Genomic DNA, 15,658 nt, shown 5'->3' on the forward strand with positions numbered 1-15,658 from the left:
AAGGAGGTCCGTCATGCCCAGGGAACAGGGAGTTAAGGTCGTTGCGCGTAACCGTCGCGCCACCCATGACTACACCATCGGTGACAAATGGGAGGCCGGCCTCGTTTTGCAAGGAACTGAAGTGAAGTCCCTGCGAGCGGGGAAAGCCACATTGACCGACGCCTTCGCCCAGGTCGACGAACGCGGCGAGGTGTGGATGTATAACCTCCACATTCCCGAATATGCCTTCGGAACCTGGCGAAATCACAACGTAATGCGCAAACGTAAGCTTTTGCTCAATAAGCGTGAGATTGCGAAACTCTCCCGCGAAGCCGATGGCCCAGGAAAGACAATCATTCCCCTACAGCTCTACTTCAAGGACGGCTACGCCAAGGTTGAGATTGCCGTTGGTACTGGTAAGAGGGACTGGGACAAGCGCCAGGCTATCCGGGAGCGCGATGCCAACCGTGAAGCTCAACGGGCTTTGGCAAACCGGGTGCGTCATCGCAAACGTTGACTGCTGACGGTCGCCGTCGCACGTGAGAGTGTGGGGCGGTCATCCTTCATCACATGGTGAATCAGGGTTGGACTCATGTGCGAACCAGTGTATAAATATGCATATGAGCGCAAAAGGATTCACTGTTGCTGTTGTCGGAGCCTCTGGATATGCAGGAGCCGAAGTCGTGCGCCTGCTATCAGGACACCCCGCGCTGACGATGGGGGATCTAGCCGCGCATAGTCAGGCCGGATTCCCATTGGCCCAGGCCATGCCCCACTTTGCCGGCGTGGCCAAGGAACGAACCCTTTCCGGAATTGACGTTGAGCGTCTCGCCTCCCACGACGCCGTTGTACTGGCCTTGCCTCATGGGGCCTCCGGGCAGATTGCCCAGGCGCTTGTCCAGAAAAACCCCGACCTTGTCATTGTCGATGCTGGGGCGGACTTTCGGTTGTCGTCAGCCTTAGACTGGCAACGCTGGTATGGCTGCGAGCACGCCGGTACCTGGACCTACGGACTCCCCGAGTTACCGCGAGCTGAGGGCGGTTCGCAACGTGACAGGCTCTCGGTTGCCACCCGTATCGCCGGGCCGGGGTGTAATGCCTCCGCGGTCGCCTTGGGTCTGGCGCCGCTCGTTGGTCTCGTTGGAACCTCCCAGTCGGCGGCCACCCTCGTTGTTGGGACATCTGGGGCTGGAAAATCTAGTCGCCCGGACCTTACGTTTTCCCGGATGAGCGGAGGAGCCCACCCATATTCGGTTGGTAACGCTCATCGTCACATTCCCGAAATTGTGCAGTCACTTCGCATTGCAGGAGCTGAAGAACCGCACTTGAGCGTGAGCGCCGTGCTGGCGCCTATGACCCGGGGAATCCTTGCCGTGTGCACTGCGCCGTCACAGGCTTCCACCGATGATCTCCTTGGGCGGTTGCGCGAGGTCTATGATGATGAGCCACTCATCCACGTCACTGACGCCTACCCCGACACTCACGACGTCGTCGGGTCCGCCATGATGCACGTCCATGCCGTCGTTGATCCCGACAACGGCCTTGCCACTGTCCTTGTCGCTCTGGACAACCTTGTCAAGGGGACAGCCGGCGCCGTCATTCAATGTCTCAACCTGGCCTTCGGTCTCCCCGAGACCATGGGGCTGCCCCTCGTTGGCCTCAATCCGTGACAGGAGGATTCATGTCGGTCACCTATCCGCTCGGATTTCGCGCCGGTAGTGTTCATGCCGGGCTGCGAACCATCCCGGCCCCGGACCTTGCAGTAATTGTCAATGATGGCCCCGACGATGTCGTTGCTGGGGTATTTACAACGAACCGGGTGTGTGCTGCGCCGGTGCAGTGGTCGCGCCGTGTTACTGCCGATCACAAAGCTCGCGTTGTCGTCGCTAACGCGGCTGTCGCTAATGCATGTACTGGGATTGATGGCCTCACTGACTGTCAGTGCGAGGCTGAGCATATTGCAATACTCTTCGGGTGCGAGCCGCACGAGGTCGTCGTTGCCTCAACAGGGGTCATTGGGGAAAGACTCGATATGCCGTCCACCCTAGTGGGAGCGAGCACGGCCCATGGCGTCCTGGGCAGGGGAGATGACGTTGACGCCTCAGCGGCGCGAGCGATAATGACGACCGACACCGTCCCGAAGATGGCAACCGTCGATGTGGGTGGTGCCAGATTCGGCGGTATCGCTAAAGGCGCTGGAATGCTGGCTCCGCAACTCGCGACGATGCTCGTCTTTCTTACCACTGATGCTGTCGTGGATCCCGACGAGTTTCAGGATGCCTTAGCCAAGGCATGCGATGTCACCTTCAGCAGGGTTGACTCCGACGCCTGTATGTCGACCAATGACACGGTCGTCGCGATGGCTTCGGGGGCTTCCGGTGCCAACCTGACCGGTGGTGAACTTACTGAGGCACTCACCGAGCTGTGTGCCGTTTTGGCTCGGCAGCTCGTCGCTGACGCTGAAGGGTCCCGCCACGACGTCAAAGTAGCCGTCACAGGTGCTACCAGTACCGAGGCTGCCGTGGCAGTGGCCCGCGAGGTGACGCGATCTAACCTCGTTAAGACGGCCATCGCAGGAAATGACCCCAACTGGGGTCGGATCCTGGCTGCGGTCGGATGTGTTCCTGAGGATGTAGCCCCGTTCGATCCCGACCAGGTGGATGTGTCCATCAATGGCATCGAGATCTGTAGGGCCGGGGGCATCGGAGAGGATCGCAATCTCGTCGATATGAGGCCACGAGAGGTCCACATCGATATTGAGTTGCACGCGGGAAACGCGGAAGCTGCGGTATGGACCAATGACCTGACCCATGAATACGTCGAAGAGAACAGCGCATACACATCATGACCCTTGCCCTTGACATTCCCCTGAACGACTCCCAGTTTTCGGCCCAGCGGAAATCCGAGGTCCTGGTAGAAGCGCTGCCGTGGATCCGGCGATTCCAGGGTCACACCGTCGTTGTGAAATATGGCGGCAACGCAATGGTGGATCCCGGCTTGCAACAGGCATTTGCCGACGACATTGTGTTTATGGCCTCAGTGGGGATTCGCCCCATCGTTGTCCATGGCGGTGGCCCCCAGATCAACGCCATGCTCGCTGAATCAGCGACTCCGGTGGAGTTCCGCAGTGGTTTGAGGGTGACATCTCCGGAGGTCATGGAGGTTGTCCGGATGGTGCTCGTTGGCCAAGTGGGTCGTCAGCTCGTCAATCGAATTAATGCCTATGCGCCATTAGCAGCCGGCATGTCAGGTGAGGACTCTGGACTTTTGTCAGCACGGAGGTCGCGGGTCATTATTGACGGCGAGCAGATCGACATGGGTTTGGTGGGAGATATCGTTGGCGTCAACACTAATCTCATTAACTCCATGCTTGATCGCGGTCAGATTCCAGTCATTGCACCGGTCAGTCCTGAGGTTGACCAGGCTGGTCGTCCGACTGGACAGGTTCTCAACGTTAATGCCGACACAGCCGCTACCGCGATTGCGCAGGCATTGCGCGCCGAAAAACTCGTGATGTTGACAAACGTCGCCGGGATTTATGGCGCCTGGCCTGACCCGCACACGCTCATTTCGGAGGTATCGGCGAGTGATTTGCGAGTTATGGTTCCGCGTCTAGGAGAGGGTATGCGTCCGAAAGCGCAGGCTCTCCTCGACGCTATTGATGGCGGGGTATCGAGTGCTGCAATCGTGGACGGGCGCATCGAACATGCCCTCTTGCTGGAAATTTTCACCACCAGGGGTGTCGGAACAATGGCACGCAGCGATGACTATGTCTGAGGGGATGACGATGACTCGGCAGCAGACGTCCGGCGACTGGCAGGAGCGCTACCGTAACGGACTTCTCGGTGTGTTTGGCAGCCCGCAGCTATGCCTCGATCACGGTCACGGGTGCGTCGTCGTCGACAGTGACGGCAAGGAATACCTCGACCTGCTCGGCGGAATCGCTGTCAACGCCCTGGGCTATGCCCATCCGGCGTGGGTCGAGGCTGTGAGATACCAGGCAGAGACGCTGGCTCACGTCTCGAACTTCTTTACCACAAGGCCACAGCTCGATCTGGCAGAAAAGCTTCTCGAGCTGGCGAAAACACCCAACGGGTCGGCGGTCTTCTTGTCGAATTCTGGCGCCGAGGCCAATGAAGCGGCGATCAAGATCTGCCTGGCTCGTAAAAGTGGACGCATCATCGCGCTTGACCATGCTTTCCACGGTCGTACCCTCGGGGCGCTGTCACTGACCCACAAGGTCGCTTACCGTCAACCATTCGGGCCATCAGCCGTCGACGTCACTTTCGTAGCTCCAGAGGACTCAGACGCTCTCGCTGGCGAATTGGAAAAAGGTGATGTTGCCGGGGTCTTCGTGGAGCCCGTTCAAGGCGAGGTTGGAGTCGTCCCCCTCTCGGATGAATATCTTCAACACGTCCGCCAGTTGACAGCCTTCCATGACGTCCTCATGGTCGTTGACGAGGTGCAATGCGGAATGGGCCGCACCGGTCGCTGGTTTGCCCACCAACGCGCTCACATCACACCCGACATCATGACAATGGCGAAAGCACTAGGAGGTGGCTTTCCCATCGGAGCGACGCTGACCTTCGGACCGGACGTGTCTGGCATCCTCACCGCCGGTCAGCACGGCAGCACGTTTGGCGGGAATCCCCTTGCGTGCGCAGCCGCGTTAGCCGTGATTTCTACCATCGAGTCCGACGATCTGTTGACTCACGTCCGCCAGATCGGCACCGCGATGTCGACCGCGTTGCGGGAAAGCCACCCAAGCGTCACCCAGGTGCGGGGGAGCGGGGCTCTCCTCGGCGTCCAGTTCGACTCGGACATCGCCGCTGATCTCGTGGTGGCTGCCCGCGAAGCTGGTTTCATCGTCAACGCCGCTAACCCATCCACACTGAGATTGGCTCCGCCATACATCTTGACGAACGCGGAGGCTCAAACGTTCATCGATGCGCTCCCCGAACTCATCGATGTGGTGCAAGCCTGACGACGGACACGTATCTGGTTTGCCGACGACGTGAGATAGGTAAGCTGATAGCACGTCCCCAGTTGAGGAGTACTTTGTGACCACCAAACCGCATAACCGTGCCCCGAACAACGCCCAGGTCGGCCGTCCGATGGCGCTGTGGGGCGGACGATTCTCGGGCAGCCCGTCTGAGGCATTGGCGGCACTGTCGGTGTCTACCCAGTTCGACTGGCGGCTGGCCCGCCACGACATCGCCGGGTCACGGGCCCACGCTGGAGTGCTCCATGACGCGGGCCTCCTCAGCTACGATCAGTATGAGGGGATGCTTAAGGCTCTCAACACCCTGGAGAAAGACGTTGTGTCGGGTCGTTTCGTGGCCCGACCCGGGGACGAGGATGTCCATACTGCCCTGGAGCGCGGCCTCATGGAGCGTGCCGGGGAGGACCTCGGTGGACGGTTACGTGCCGGGCGTTCCCGCAATGACCAGATCATTGCCCTGCTGCGTCGGTACCTTCGTGAGGAAGCCCGCAGCCTTGCCGGTGAGGTACTCGAACTGGTGCGAGTGCTGGCCCGGCGGGCCGAAGAAGCTGGGGACGCCGTCATCGCAGGTCGTACTCACATGCAGCATGCCCAGCCGGTGTTGCTAGCTCACCACCTCTTGGCCCATGCGTGGCCGCTGGTTCGTGATGTGCAGCGCTTCCGTGACCTCGATGCGAGGCTGGATAGTTCGCCATACGGGTCCGGGGCCCTAGCGGGATCATCATTGGGTCTGGACCCAGAGGCGGTGGCACGGGATCTTGGGTTCTCGTCGTCAGTCCCGAACTCCATCGACGGCACTGCGGCTCGAGACGTTGTCGCTGAGTTCGCGTTTATCGCTGCCCAAGTCGGAGTAGACCTGTCACGGTTGAGCGAAGAAATCATCATCTGGAATACCCGCGAGTTTGGTTACGTCACCCTCGACGACTCCTTCTCAACAGGGTCTTCGATTATGCCGCAGAAGAAGAACCCGGACATCGCCGAGCTGGCACGGGGTAAGGCAGGGCGTCTCATTGGTGACCTCGCCGGCCTCATGGCTTCCCTGAAAGGTATGCCGCTGGCTTATGCCCGTGATCTTCAAGAGGACAAGGAACCTGTCTTCGACCAGATTGATCAGTTGCACCTCCTGCTGCCAGCTGTGACGGGGATGATGGATACCGCCGTGTTCAATACCGAGCGGATGGCCGAGATGGCTGGTCAGGGGTTCTCGTTGGCCACCGATGTGGCCGAGTGGTTAGTGCGTCAAGGGGTGCCTTTCCGCGTTGCCCATGAGTTGTCCGGCGCTTGCGTGCGCGAGGCAGAGTCTCAAAATAAGGAGTTGGCCGATCTCACCGACCAGGAACTTGCCACGATCGATCCCCGTCTAACCCCGCAGGTGCGCGAGGTCATGACAGTTCAGGGGTCAGTGCGCTCCCGTGCCGGACGCGGCGGGACCGCACCTGAGCGCGTCGCTGAGCAGATCACCGAGCTGCGCGAGGCCATTGCGGGTTTGCGCAGTTTCGGAGAGGCCGAAACCCGATGAATTGGGCACCTAGCGACTCGTCGCTGCGGGTGACGAATGAGCAGCGAGACAGGGTTCTCGACCACATCAATGACGCTTATGCCCACGGTGCCATTGACGACATGGAGCGAGAACGCCGCGCTGAAACCGCCTTATTAGCGCGAACTCGCTGCGAACTCGACGAGAGCTATCGCAATCTGCCATCCTTCAAGCCCTCCGTTCCCGAAGGTATCAGGACCCCATTGCCGGACATCCCGAACAAGAGGCCTACGACCGGAGTCGGGCTGTGCGGTCTTTCAGCTTTGATTAGTGGTCCGATTGGACCGGCCGTCGGTTTCGCGCTGACGGCTAAAGGGTCATGGGCGCACAGCAAGATCAAACTCCAGCTGGTGACCCAGATCGTGTTCTTCGCCTTCGTGGCGGGCCCGATGGGTTTTGGCTTGAACCACCGGAACGCGGGTTTTCTGTCACTGATCTGGATGGTGGTCACGATTGCGCAAGCGGTTCGAGGATTTCAAGGGCGGGACTGAGACACTGGTACCGCCGTCGTCGATTGAAGGTATGACCACGGTCTACCTCGAGTCTGGTGCTGTTGGTTAGGTCATCCCGCCGGGTCATGCTGGACGGTATGAGCAACTGGCAGACGCCGCATGACGACTGGCTTGTCAGCGACGTGGAGCGCGATCGAGTCGTCGCGTTGTTGCGCGATGCTTACGTCGACGGACGGCTTTCGCCTGACGAGTTCGACGACAGGGTGAGTCGTGCTCTGGATGCGGTGACTCGCGCTGATCTCAATGCCGCCCTGAGTGGGCTGGCGGTCGTCGGTGGACAGGCTCACGGTTCGCGTATCGCCGCAGGTGAGACCTTGGCAGCTGGCGTCATTGGGTTGTCCCCATTCTTCCTTGGCCCGCTTGGGCCGATGCTGGGTGTTGCTATCTCGCAACGAGGGTCCTGGATACGTCGTCAGGCGGCCCAGCAGGCCAATTTCCAGGTCGTCGCGCTGCTCCTGGCGATGGTGGTATTGGGAGTTGCCGTCAAAACGAACCTCATGATCGTGACCTTCCCATTCGTCGGTATGGTGTGGTTCGCCGGTACGATCATGCACGCTGCTAAGGCGTTCGAGGGGATTGAATGGACGAACCCCCTCCTGCGGGTGATCCCGCTGAGATTCTTCGATGATGGGCGACGGCGTGCGGTGGGTTCGGTAAGTCGTGGTCGATGAGGTACACTTAACTGATACAACTCAACAGGGGGATGACTGGTTTCGACTTGGAATGGTTGTTCCAGGAGAAGCGGGCCGAGGAGCCAAGGTCAGCTCGTTAACGATCCTTGGGAACCCATAAGTGCCGAGAACACTCGCACTGACTTCGCTCTCGCTGCCTGATCAGTGATCGAAGGGTCAGCCCGGATGTAGCCTTCCGTCCGGATCCTGGCCTCGTTTAGAAGGCTTGCCGTACAGCTGTGGTCACGGGAGCTGTACGGGACGTTTCCGTGACTGGGCTTGTCTGCACCATGTCGGTGTGAGTGCAGGGGCCGAGCAATAACGACAGCATCGACTGCGCCCGGAGAATGTCTGGACGGTCTTTCAAGGACGCGGGTTCAATTCCCGCCATCTCCACTAAGTGCCTGCTGGCGTTGATGCACTCACGCGCCAGCAGGCACTTTGTCATGCGGGTGTGCCATTTTTAGCTCCGCGCGTGAGTGTTCACGTTTTCGACGCAAACCCCTAGTTGGGGCGTTACGCTGATGTGTTGACTCTGGTGTGGCATTGCTTACAACTCGCGCTTCGAAAACAGCCATCCTGCCAGGGCGACGATGGCAGCCATAGCGGCAAGCCCGGTCCCCATGGGACACCATGATGGGACGGGTGTACCAGTCGCGATCTTGCCCTGGACATCTGCCAATCCAGCGGGGGAGTACTTCGCGCTGATCCTCAGAGCTCAAGCAGGCTGACATGAGCATGGCTGCGAGGCCAAGCCCCGATGCGGCCGGCCAAGGCGCTGGTGAAGATGGCCGACCCTACGAGCGTCACCGCGACCAGAATGAGCGCATAGAGGAGCCATGCGGCAGTGAGCTGGAGGAGGGGAACGGCTTGGTTGTCGCGGAAGAAGATCAGACTTGCGGCATACTCGACGAGCGCTCCTACGGCCACCGTCGCCGTGCAGAAGATGACAGACGAGACGAACTTCGCCAGCACGTAGCCCCAGCGGGAGACGGGTTTGGTGAGAATCAGGATCTGGGTGCCCTGCCGATCCTCGGCATTGATCGTGCTTCCAGACATCAGGAGGATGGCGACGATGCCGATCTGACTGAGATTCTTCGTCCACTGGCCGAGGGTATAGCGCCGTGTGGGATCGGGGATCAGGGCTGACATGTCGCTGCCAGCCGGGAGCAGGGATTGCATCAGCTCCGTGGTGAAACGGGCTGACAGCACGCTGGTGACCGCCAACACGATGAACAGACCAGGAATCACCCAGACTTTCCAGGTACGAGCGAACTCGAGGAGCTCCTTGCTCGGCAAGGAGATGAAGCCGTTCATCGGTCCTCCTCGGTCAGTAGGACGAAAGCGTCCTCCAGAGTGAACAGCGCTGGCCCGTACTCGCGAAGGGTGAGGCTGGCTGACGCCAAGAAGCCGAGGAGTGCCTTGCCCACGCGGTCCGCGTTGTCGGCGGCGAAGACAACGGCATCGCCGCCGATGGTCACATCCCCGACCCAGGCTTCGTCTTCCAGCAGTGCGGAGACGTGGGCAGTGTCCCCGTCTGTGACCAGACGCATCTTCTGAGCCCCGTCGTAGCGGGAGCGCAGCTGTGTGATGGTGCCTGTGGCGAGGACATGCCCCTGGTTGAGCACGACAGCAGAGTCGCAGATGCGCTCCACGTCGTCCAGCAGGTGTGTCGAGAAAAGGACCGTGGCCTTGCCGCGAAGAGCTTCAATCATGGTGAGCACGTCCTTGCGTCCCAGCGGGTCCAAGGCTGACGTGGGTTCGTCGAGCATCAGGAGCTTCGGAGCGTTCACCAGGGCCTGGGTGGCGCCCAACCACTGCTTCATGCCACGTGAGAATCCGCCGATCTTATGGTTGACCCCGGTCAGCCCTGCCAGCTCCAGCAGGGAATCGACGCGGGAGTCCAGCGTCGCCTTGTCTATACCGAACAGGGATCCAGCGAAACGCAGGAACTCCGGGGCGGTCATCCAGGCGGGGAAGCCAGGGACGTCGGGCAGATAACCGATTTGATGTCGGACGGCGTTTCCGGCCTTTGTGGCATCGTGGCCGAGGACCTGGATAGATCCAGACGTGGGCCGAGTCAGCCCCAGGACCAGGTGCAAGGTGGTCGTCTTTCCTGCGCCGTTAGGGCCCAAGAAGCCCACGATCTGACCCGCGGGAATATCAAAGGGGACAACGCCGATTGCACGTTTGATCTGTCCAGACCCCGCGGTGTAAGTCTTGACGAGGTGCTCGATGTGGATAGCGGGGGCACTCACTGGTAGAGTTCGTCAATCACGGAACTGGCAGTGGCCTTGTTGGCTCCTGCCGTCGTCACGGATGATTGCACCTTGCGACGACCTGCCACGAGAAACGCAAGGGGTTCGACGACACCGATGAAGACCGAGATCGCCAGCCAGACAACGTGGGGAAGTGTCAGACGGTTCTCCGGAGTCTTGAGATTGACGACCACCGCGAACAGGAGAAGAACGAGCTCAACGACGATTAAGGCAACAGTGCCGATCTGAAGGCCAGTTGACAGGGATGAGAAATCAACGTTCACGGCAATCTCCATTCGTGCTGGCTGCGCGGCCGACGGCTGCACGCAGTGGGGCAAGGCCGCAACCCAGACCGATCAAAGCTCCGAAGCCACCTGTCCACGAGCGGCGGCTGCGGGTCAGAATCGCACTGACGACGACATAGCCCAGCGACCGGACAGCGATACGGTCCAAAATGGGTGCCTTGGTGAGCGTAGGCAGAGCAGCTACGGCGTCGTCGGGCTGGATGATGCCCATGTGGACGGCCACGGCGCCCAGATTTAGTGCCCAGCCCACCCCAGCGCATGCGGCACGATGACGCGATCATCGGCGGAGTTGAACAGCCGCCGCCCCCAGCCCGCCCCTACGGACAGGTTCCACGGAATGCCGAACAGGTGGGAAGCTTGTGGCGGGTCAAACTCATCGGGCTGGTCTGCGGAAAACTCGGCGTCCAGTTGGGCCGCGAACTGGTCCGGGTCGCCCATCTCGGCGCAGGCAGCATCCTCTCCGATGGCAGTCGCACGTTCCTCTAACGTAGTGTGTAGGTCATCGAGGCCCGCTCGTGCAGCAGGGTTGGTCAAGCCTGTGCCCACACTGGTCAGGTATTCGTCGATTTTCACTTCTTTTCTCCCTTCGCGGACATGAGGTCAGACATGTCTTGAACCAGATCGCGCCACGCGTCGGCGCGGCGCGATCTCGCACTTTCACCCTCGGAGGTGAGTCGGTAATACCGGTGCGGCGGGCCGCTGGGGGACTCGTGCCACGTCGTCTCCACGAGGCCGGAACTGCAGAGGCGACTGAGTATCGGGTAGACGGTTCCTCGGGTTGTCGCCAGGGCTCCGTACTGGCCAAGCAGGTCGACGAGTTCGCCTACTCCGAGCGTGCCGATCTTGAGCCGCAAGACGATTAATCTGCTGATCCTTGGTGAATCAGGCGACGTTCTCGAAGCACTGACCCGCGTGCCGGAACTGGCGGAAAAGTACGTGGGTAAGGTCAAGTTGATCTACATCGACCCGCCCTTCAACACCGCCCAGACTTTCGCGAGTTACGAGGATAACCTCGAACACTCGGTGTGGCTCACTATGATGCGCGATCGGCTGCTGCACATGAAGAAGTTGCTGAGTTCTGGTGGTTCGATATGGGTACATCTCGATTACGCTGAGAACCACAAGATGCGCGTAAGTCTGGACGAAGTGTTTGGCGGAGAGAATTTCGTTGCTGAAATCGTGTGGCAGAAAGCAGATTCGGGGCGGAACGACGCCACCTACTTCTCTACCGATCAAGATGTGCTCTTGGTATACAGAAAGTCTGCCTTGTTCGAGCTGAACCGCCTCCCTCGGCCCGATGCGATGAACAGCAGGTTTGCGAATCCGGATCATGATCCGCGTGGACCATGGGCGATGGCTGATCCGTGTGCGCCCGACGCGCCGAATAACCAACCGATGGTGTACGCGATTCAGCATCCAATGACTGGGGAGTTGATGTATCCGGCTCAAAGCTCGTGCTGGCGACTCGCTCCTTCCGTGATGTTCGAGGAGATGTCCAAGTGGGCTCGTTATGAATTACGTGATACTGGCGATCGGGTGAAAAGGGCTGAAGTGTCCGGTGTGCCAGTCGAGGCCGCGCATGACATGGTTCCGGCAATCATGCTTGCTGAGCCGTTGGACTCAGCAAGGGAGCATTCAAGGGCAGTCTTGGAGCCCGGCTTGCCGCTCCTGGAGCTGGTCTTCCCTCGCGGCGGGCTCGGGCGGATCATGAGAAAGTCCAGAATCCCTTCACGAGGCATGGTCCCTCGCACGCTTTGGCCCAACTCGGATGTGAGCCACAGTCGTGGCGCGAAGAAGGAACTTGTGAATCTGTTCCCGGGAGTTACGGCTTTTGCGACTCCGAAGCCCGAGCGTCTGCTTCAGCGGGTGCTGTTGATCAGTACGGGTGCGGGTGACCTCGTGCTGGATGCGTTTGCTGGGTCAGAGACAACCGCGGCGGTAGCGCAGAAGATGGGGCGTCGCTGGGTGACGTGCGAGCTGGTCGAGGACACGTTCGAGCGATTCACTAAGGCGCGTCTGGCGAAGGTGGTCAACGATGCTGATCCGGGTGGTGTGACGCGCACGAAGGGGGAGCGGATCGCTGCTGAGGATGTCGAGTTACCCGAGGGCGTCTCGCCCGAGGATGCGGCGAAATTTACATCCGTGCTGAACAAGCTGATTGCCGATGAGCCGGAGGCGAAGAAGGATCCGCGGGTTAAGGCGCTCAAGGCCGCTGCGAAGACCACCCGCACCAAGGAGGTTATGAACTGGCGCGGTGGTGGTGGGTTCCACGTGGCGCACCTCTCGCCGGCATGCTTCGACTATGACCCGGCGCTGGACCGGGTGGTGTCGACGCCGGAGGCGACAGGCCAAGTGCTCATCGAGTCGGTAGCGGCGAATCTGGGCTTCCCGCTGCTGCACCCCGATGACGACTACATTTTCGAGGGGCGACGCGGAAACACGCTACTCAAGGTGATCGAGGGGGTGACCACGGTCGAACTGGTGGATGATCTGGTCAAGGAGCTGGCTCCGGGGGAGACGCTGGTACTGGCGGCCACGAGTGTGTTGGATGGGGTGCGGGAGTATCTGCGTAAGGTGCGCAAGGGCTCGCGGGTGGTGGCGGTGCCGGATGATGTATTCGGCTACCAGAAGGAGACAGCGCTGTGAGCAGGCTTTCCATCTTGTTCGACTCGGACCTGCTGGAGCAGATCGCGTCAGATTTCGATCTGCGTGCCCCAACAAGGAGGCGCTGCGGCAGCTGATTTTCACCCTCGATGGTGACTATGACACGTCGGTGATGCAGGTGCTGAACCTGGCCACCGGCGTCGGCAAGACGTATCTGATGGCGGCGTTCATTGAGTATTTGCGTCGCCAAGGTGTGGGCAATGTGGTGATCGTGACGCCGGGCAAAACAGTGCAGGCTAAAACAGTGCAGAACTTCGCGCTGGGCGAGCCGCGCTACATTGCGGGGTCGTCAGTTCCGCCAGAGGTGGTGACTCCACAGGATTATTCGGCGTGGATTGCCAGGCAGAATGGTGCCGAGATTCTCTCGTCTGGCCGGGAGAAGCCTGTGCTGGCGTTCATCTTTAACATCCAGCAATTAATTGCCCCGAAGTCGGAGGACGGCGAGACCCACGGAGCAGGGGCAGAAGCGCAGCGTCGTAAGCCGCGGCGCTTCGATGAGAACGCGGGCGTGTTGTTCGACTACCTCAAGAGCCTGGACGATCTGGTGGTGATTGCCGACGAGTCCCACCTGTACGGGTTGAGCGCGGTGGCATTCAACGCAGCGTTGAAGGAGCTGGATCCAGCAGCGACGATCGGGCTCACCGCCTCGGTGGACACAGGCGATCACATCTACACCTATCCTCTGTACCGGGCGATCGCAGACCGGTTCGTCAAGGCACCGGTGTTGGCGTTTCGCAAGGCCGGGTATGACGCCACACCTGCCTCGGAAGAGCAGCAGCTGCGAGACGCGCTCGCGCTGCGGGCGATCAAGCAAGCCCATTACGACACCTATGCGAAGGCTAACGATCGGCCGTCGCTGAATGCGGTTGCCTTCGTCGTGTGTTCCGATGTGGACCACGCTACCCAAGTGGCTGATCTACTGCGCACTCCGGAGTTTTTGGGGCGGGATGATACCGTGCTGCAGGTGGACAACAAACATGACGACGACACGACCCAGCGACGCCTCAACGAGCTGGATGCCCCGCATTCATCCGTGTTGGCGGTGGTGAGCGTCAACAAACTCAAGGAAGGCTGAGACGTCAAGAATGTCGCCGTTGTCGTGACGCTGCGGGCGATGGCCTCGGAAGTGTTGACCCAGCAGACCATGGGCCGCGGCTTGCGCCTGCCGTTCGGGCGCTACACCAGTGTGGGGCAGATCGATCAGCTCGGCATCATCGCCCACCAGTCTTTCGCCGAACTGCTGGCTGCCGAGAACGTGCTTCAACAGTTTGGCCTGGACGACACCACCATGGCTGATCCGGCCGCCGTGCGGCAGGCGATCCGAGACGCCGGGCGACCCACGGCCCCCGAGTCCAACGGTGGGATGACCGCCACCTGTCCTGGGCCGTCTCCATCGGGAGCCACGCGATCGGTCGATCCAGCTTCCGGGGTTGTGCCGGTGGACGATACTGGCGAGGGTGACGGCCCGCCGGGACTGGGTGTACGGGCGCTGGATTCCGACCTCGAGGACGATGCGAGCGATTCGATGAAGCTGGTGAGCATCGAGCGCAACCCGGCGTTCGCTGAGGTGGAGTACTGGTTCCCCGTGACGAGGGTGAGTGTGCAGCAGCCTTCGATCGATCTGTCGGACATTCACGATGACGCGATCCATGCAGCCGCCCTACGCGTCACTCACACCGGCGATGTGCTGCTGCGCAGGGAGATTGTCGCCGCACTCGGTAAAAAGTTGCGCGTGGAGGATCGAGAATCTGCGGAGGTCGAGTCGGCGCTGAACAAGCTGAACAAACTCGTCGTCGGCATGGGCGTGGTGCCCAAGACCGATACCACGATCCGCTACGTCGCTCGCTATCTCGTGCCGACGTTCATGAAGCACGTCACGTTCACCGAGTGGACGGTCAAATCGTTGGCATCGCCCAAGTACGAACTGCAGACGCTGATGGATGGCTATGTGGAGGAGGCCCTTCAGTCGAGGCGCGATGTGCCATCTGTCCATCCCAAGCGTGAGCCCGGGAAGGGCTACATGCTGTGGCCGAGAGAGCAGGTCCACGACCAGATTCAAGACCGCTCTCAGTTCGTGCGTGGCCGCGTCTACGGTGGCTGGTCGAAGTCCCTATTCGACAACGAGTCCTTCGACTCCTACACCGGTGAGTACCTGTTGGCTCAGTTGCTCAACACCTCGCCGCACATTGTGTGGTGGCACCGGTTGCACCCGCAGGACCAGGCCTACGTCTACCACACCTCGAAGGACCGTTACTTCCCCGACTTCGTGGCGCTGGACGATCAAGGCGTGCACTGGATCATCGAAGGCAAGGATGAGCGCGGTCGCGACAACGAGAGAGTCCAAGCCAAACGCAAGGCAGCCGAAGCCCTTGTGCGTCGCTTGGTTGCCGAGGATTACTTCGCGGATCAGAAATGGGGTTACCTCATCGCCTACGAAGCTGATACTCAACGTGCCGACTCCTGGGATGACCTGAAGGCCTACTCGGCACCTGTTACCAACGAAATCTGACCAGACGGGGCAGTAACTGTGCGACGAAAAGGAGGCTGTGGCTGCCTCGCCGGTGGTGAACACGATCCCGAACTGGCCCTCGGGAAGGACGCGCACACCCTGAATCGGCGGGACGGGCGCTCGGCCACCGTCGGCAAGGATGCGTGCAGCGTTGCGACCTGCCACTCTCAGGCAGCCCGTGGTGACAGGTGTCTTGGTACACCCGGGGCTTGAGCACGACC

17 protein-coding genes and 1 other RNA gene are annotated in these 15,658 nt (G+C 60.5%); 12 read left to right on the forward strand and 6 right to left on the reverse strand.

Translation table 11 applies throughout. The features are described 5' to 3' along the window. Positions 1 to 13: 13 nt before the first annotated feature. From smpB to ssrA, 9 genes are all read left to right on the forward strand, one after another. Positions 14 to 496, forward strand: coding sequence for an SsrA-binding protein SmpB (smpB, locus tag F1563_RS00280; protein ID WP_002526620.1), 483 nt, complete (start codon positions 14 to 16; stop codon positions 494 to 496). 97 nt (positions 497 to 593) lie between these two features. Further along, positions 594 to 1,649 carry an N-acetyl-gamma-glutamyl-phosphate reductase gene (gene argC, locus F1563_RS00285; protein WP_036958195.1) on the forward strand — a complete coding sequence of 352 codons (1,056 nt, stop codon included), beginning with the start codon at positions 594 to 596 and terminating at the stop codon, positions 1,647 to 1,649. A gap of 11 nt (positions 1,650 to 1,660) precedes the next feature. After that, positions 1,661 to 2,827, forward strand: a complete 1,167-nt coding sequence (argJ, locus tag F1563_RS00290) for a bifunctional glutamate N-acetyltransferase/amino-acid acetyltransferase ArgJ (RefSeq protein WP_002526622.1) — start codon at positions 1,661 to 1,663, stop codon at positions 2,825 to 2,827. Continuing rightward, a complete protein-coding gene (argB, locus tag F1563_RS00295; protein WP_002526623.1) occupies positions 2,824 to 3,756 on the forward strand; it encodes an acetylglutamate kinase in 933 nt (310 codons plus the stop codon). The genes argJ and argB overlap by 4 nt, the downstream gene beginning before the upstream one ends. Next, entirely contained in the window at positions 3,749 to 4,963 is a 1,215-nt protein-coding gene (locus tag F1563_RS00300; protein ID WP_002526624.1) for an acetylornithine transaminase, read from the forward strand. Before argB ends, F1563_RS00300 begins: the two co-directional genes overlap by 8 nt. A gap of 76 nt (positions 4,964 to 5,039) precedes the next feature. Further along, a complete protein-coding gene (gene argH / locus F1563_RS00305; RefSeq protein ID WP_007433485.1) occupies positions 5,040 to 6,500 on the forward strand; it encodes an argininosuccinate lyase in 1,461 nt (486 codons plus the stop codon). Then, entirely contained in the window at positions 6,497 to 7,009 is a 513-nt protein-coding gene (locus F1563_RS00310) for a DUF1707 SHOCT-like domain-containing protein (protein WP_002526626.1), read from the forward strand. The genes argH and F1563_RS00310 overlap by 4 nt, the downstream gene beginning before the upstream one ends. Before the next feature lie 98 nt (positions 7,010 to 7,107). Further along, positions 7,108 to 7,701: a DUF1707 SHOCT-like domain-containing protein gene (locus F1563_RS00315; RefSeq protein ID WP_172623541.1), complete on the forward strand. Its 594-nt coding sequence runs from the start codon at positions 7,108 to 7,110 to the stop codon at positions 7,699 to 7,701. 28 nt (positions 7,702 to 7,729) lie between these two features. Then, positions 7,730 to 8,100: a transfer-messenger RNA gene (ssrA, locus tag F1563_RS00320) on the forward strand. A gap of 312 nt (positions 8,101 to 8,412) precedes the next feature. Here the strand turns inward: ssrA and F1563_RS00325 are convergent. The 6 genes from F1563_RS00325 to F1563_RS00350 are packed head-to-tail and all read right to left on the reverse strand — an operon-like array spanning position 8,413 to position 11,214. Continuing rightward, the gene (locus tag F1563_RS00325; RefSeq protein ID WP_002526629.1) at positions 8,413 to 9,018 is read right to left on the reverse strand and encodes an ABC transporter permease; all 606 of its coding nucleotides are present in this window, start codon (positions 9,016 to 9,018) and stop codon (positions 8,413 to 8,415) included. Continuing rightward, positions 9,015 to 9,959, reverse strand: a complete 945-nt coding sequence (locus F1563_RS00330) for an ABC transporter ATP-binding protein (RefSeq protein WP_002526630.1) — start codon at positions 9,957 to 9,959, stop codon at positions 9,015 to 9,017. The genes F1563_RS00325 and F1563_RS00330 overlap by 4 nt, the downstream gene beginning before the upstream one ends. Next, entirely contained in the window at positions 9,956 to 10,243 is a 288-nt protein-coding gene (locus F1563_RS00335; RefSeq protein ID WP_227431964.1) for a hypothetical protein, read from the reverse strand. Before F1563_RS00335 ends, F1563_RS00330 begins: the two co-directional genes overlap by 4 nt. Continuing rightward, entirely contained in the window at positions 10,233 to 10,487 is a 255-nt protein-coding gene (locus F1563_RS00340; RefSeq protein WP_227431965.1) for a hypothetical protein, read from the reverse strand. The genes F1563_RS00335 and F1563_RS00340 overlap by 11 nt, the downstream gene beginning before the upstream one ends. Positions 10,488 to 10,498: 11 nt before the next feature. Next, a complete protein-coding gene (locus F1563_RS00345) occupies positions 10,499 to 10,837 on the reverse strand; it encodes a hypothetical protein (RefSeq protein ID WP_002526633.1) in 339 nt (112 codons plus the stop codon). After that, complete coding sequence (locus F1563_RS00350; RefSeq protein WP_308478674.1) at positions 10,834 to 11,214, reverse strand: PadR family transcriptional regulator; 381 nt, start codon at positions 11,212 to 11,214, stop codon at positions 10,834 to 10,836. Before F1563_RS00350 ends, F1563_RS00345 begins: the two co-directional genes overlap by 4 nt. Here F1563_RS00350 and F1563_RS00355 point away from each other — a divergent pair. The 3 genes from F1563_RS00355 (at position 11,099) to F1563_RS00365 (ending at position 15,437) form a co-directional block, all read left to right on the forward strand. Beyond that, complete coding sequence (locus F1563_RS00355) at positions 11,099 to 12,910, forward strand: site-specific DNA-methyltransferase (protein WP_007433480.1); 1,812 nt, start codon at positions 11,099 to 11,101, stop codon at positions 12,908 to 12,910. The two genes, F1563_RS00350 and F1563_RS00355, sit on opposite strands and share 116 nt — an antisense overlap. Before the next feature lie 130 nt (positions 12,911 to 13,040). Continuing rightward, a complete protein-coding gene (locus tag F1563_RS00360; RefSeq protein WP_002526636.1) occupies positions 13,041 to 14,003 on the forward strand; it encodes a DEAD/DEAH box helicase in 963 nt (320 codons plus the stop codon). A 39-nt stretch (positions 14,004 to 14,042) separates the two neighbouring features. Next, the gene (locus F1563_RS00365; RefSeq protein WP_002526637.1) at positions 14,043 to 15,437 is read left to right on the forward strand and encodes a hypothetical protein; all 1,395 of its coding nucleotides are present in this window, start codon (positions 14,043 to 14,045) and stop codon (positions 15,435 to 15,437) included. Positions 15,438 to 15,658: the final 221 nt, after the last annotated feature.

It is taken from the genome of Cutibacterium modestum, from assembly GCF_008326345.1.
Lineage (GTDB): Bacteria > Actinomycetota > Actinomycetes > Propionibacteriales > Propionibacteriaceae > Cutibacterium > Cutibacterium modestum.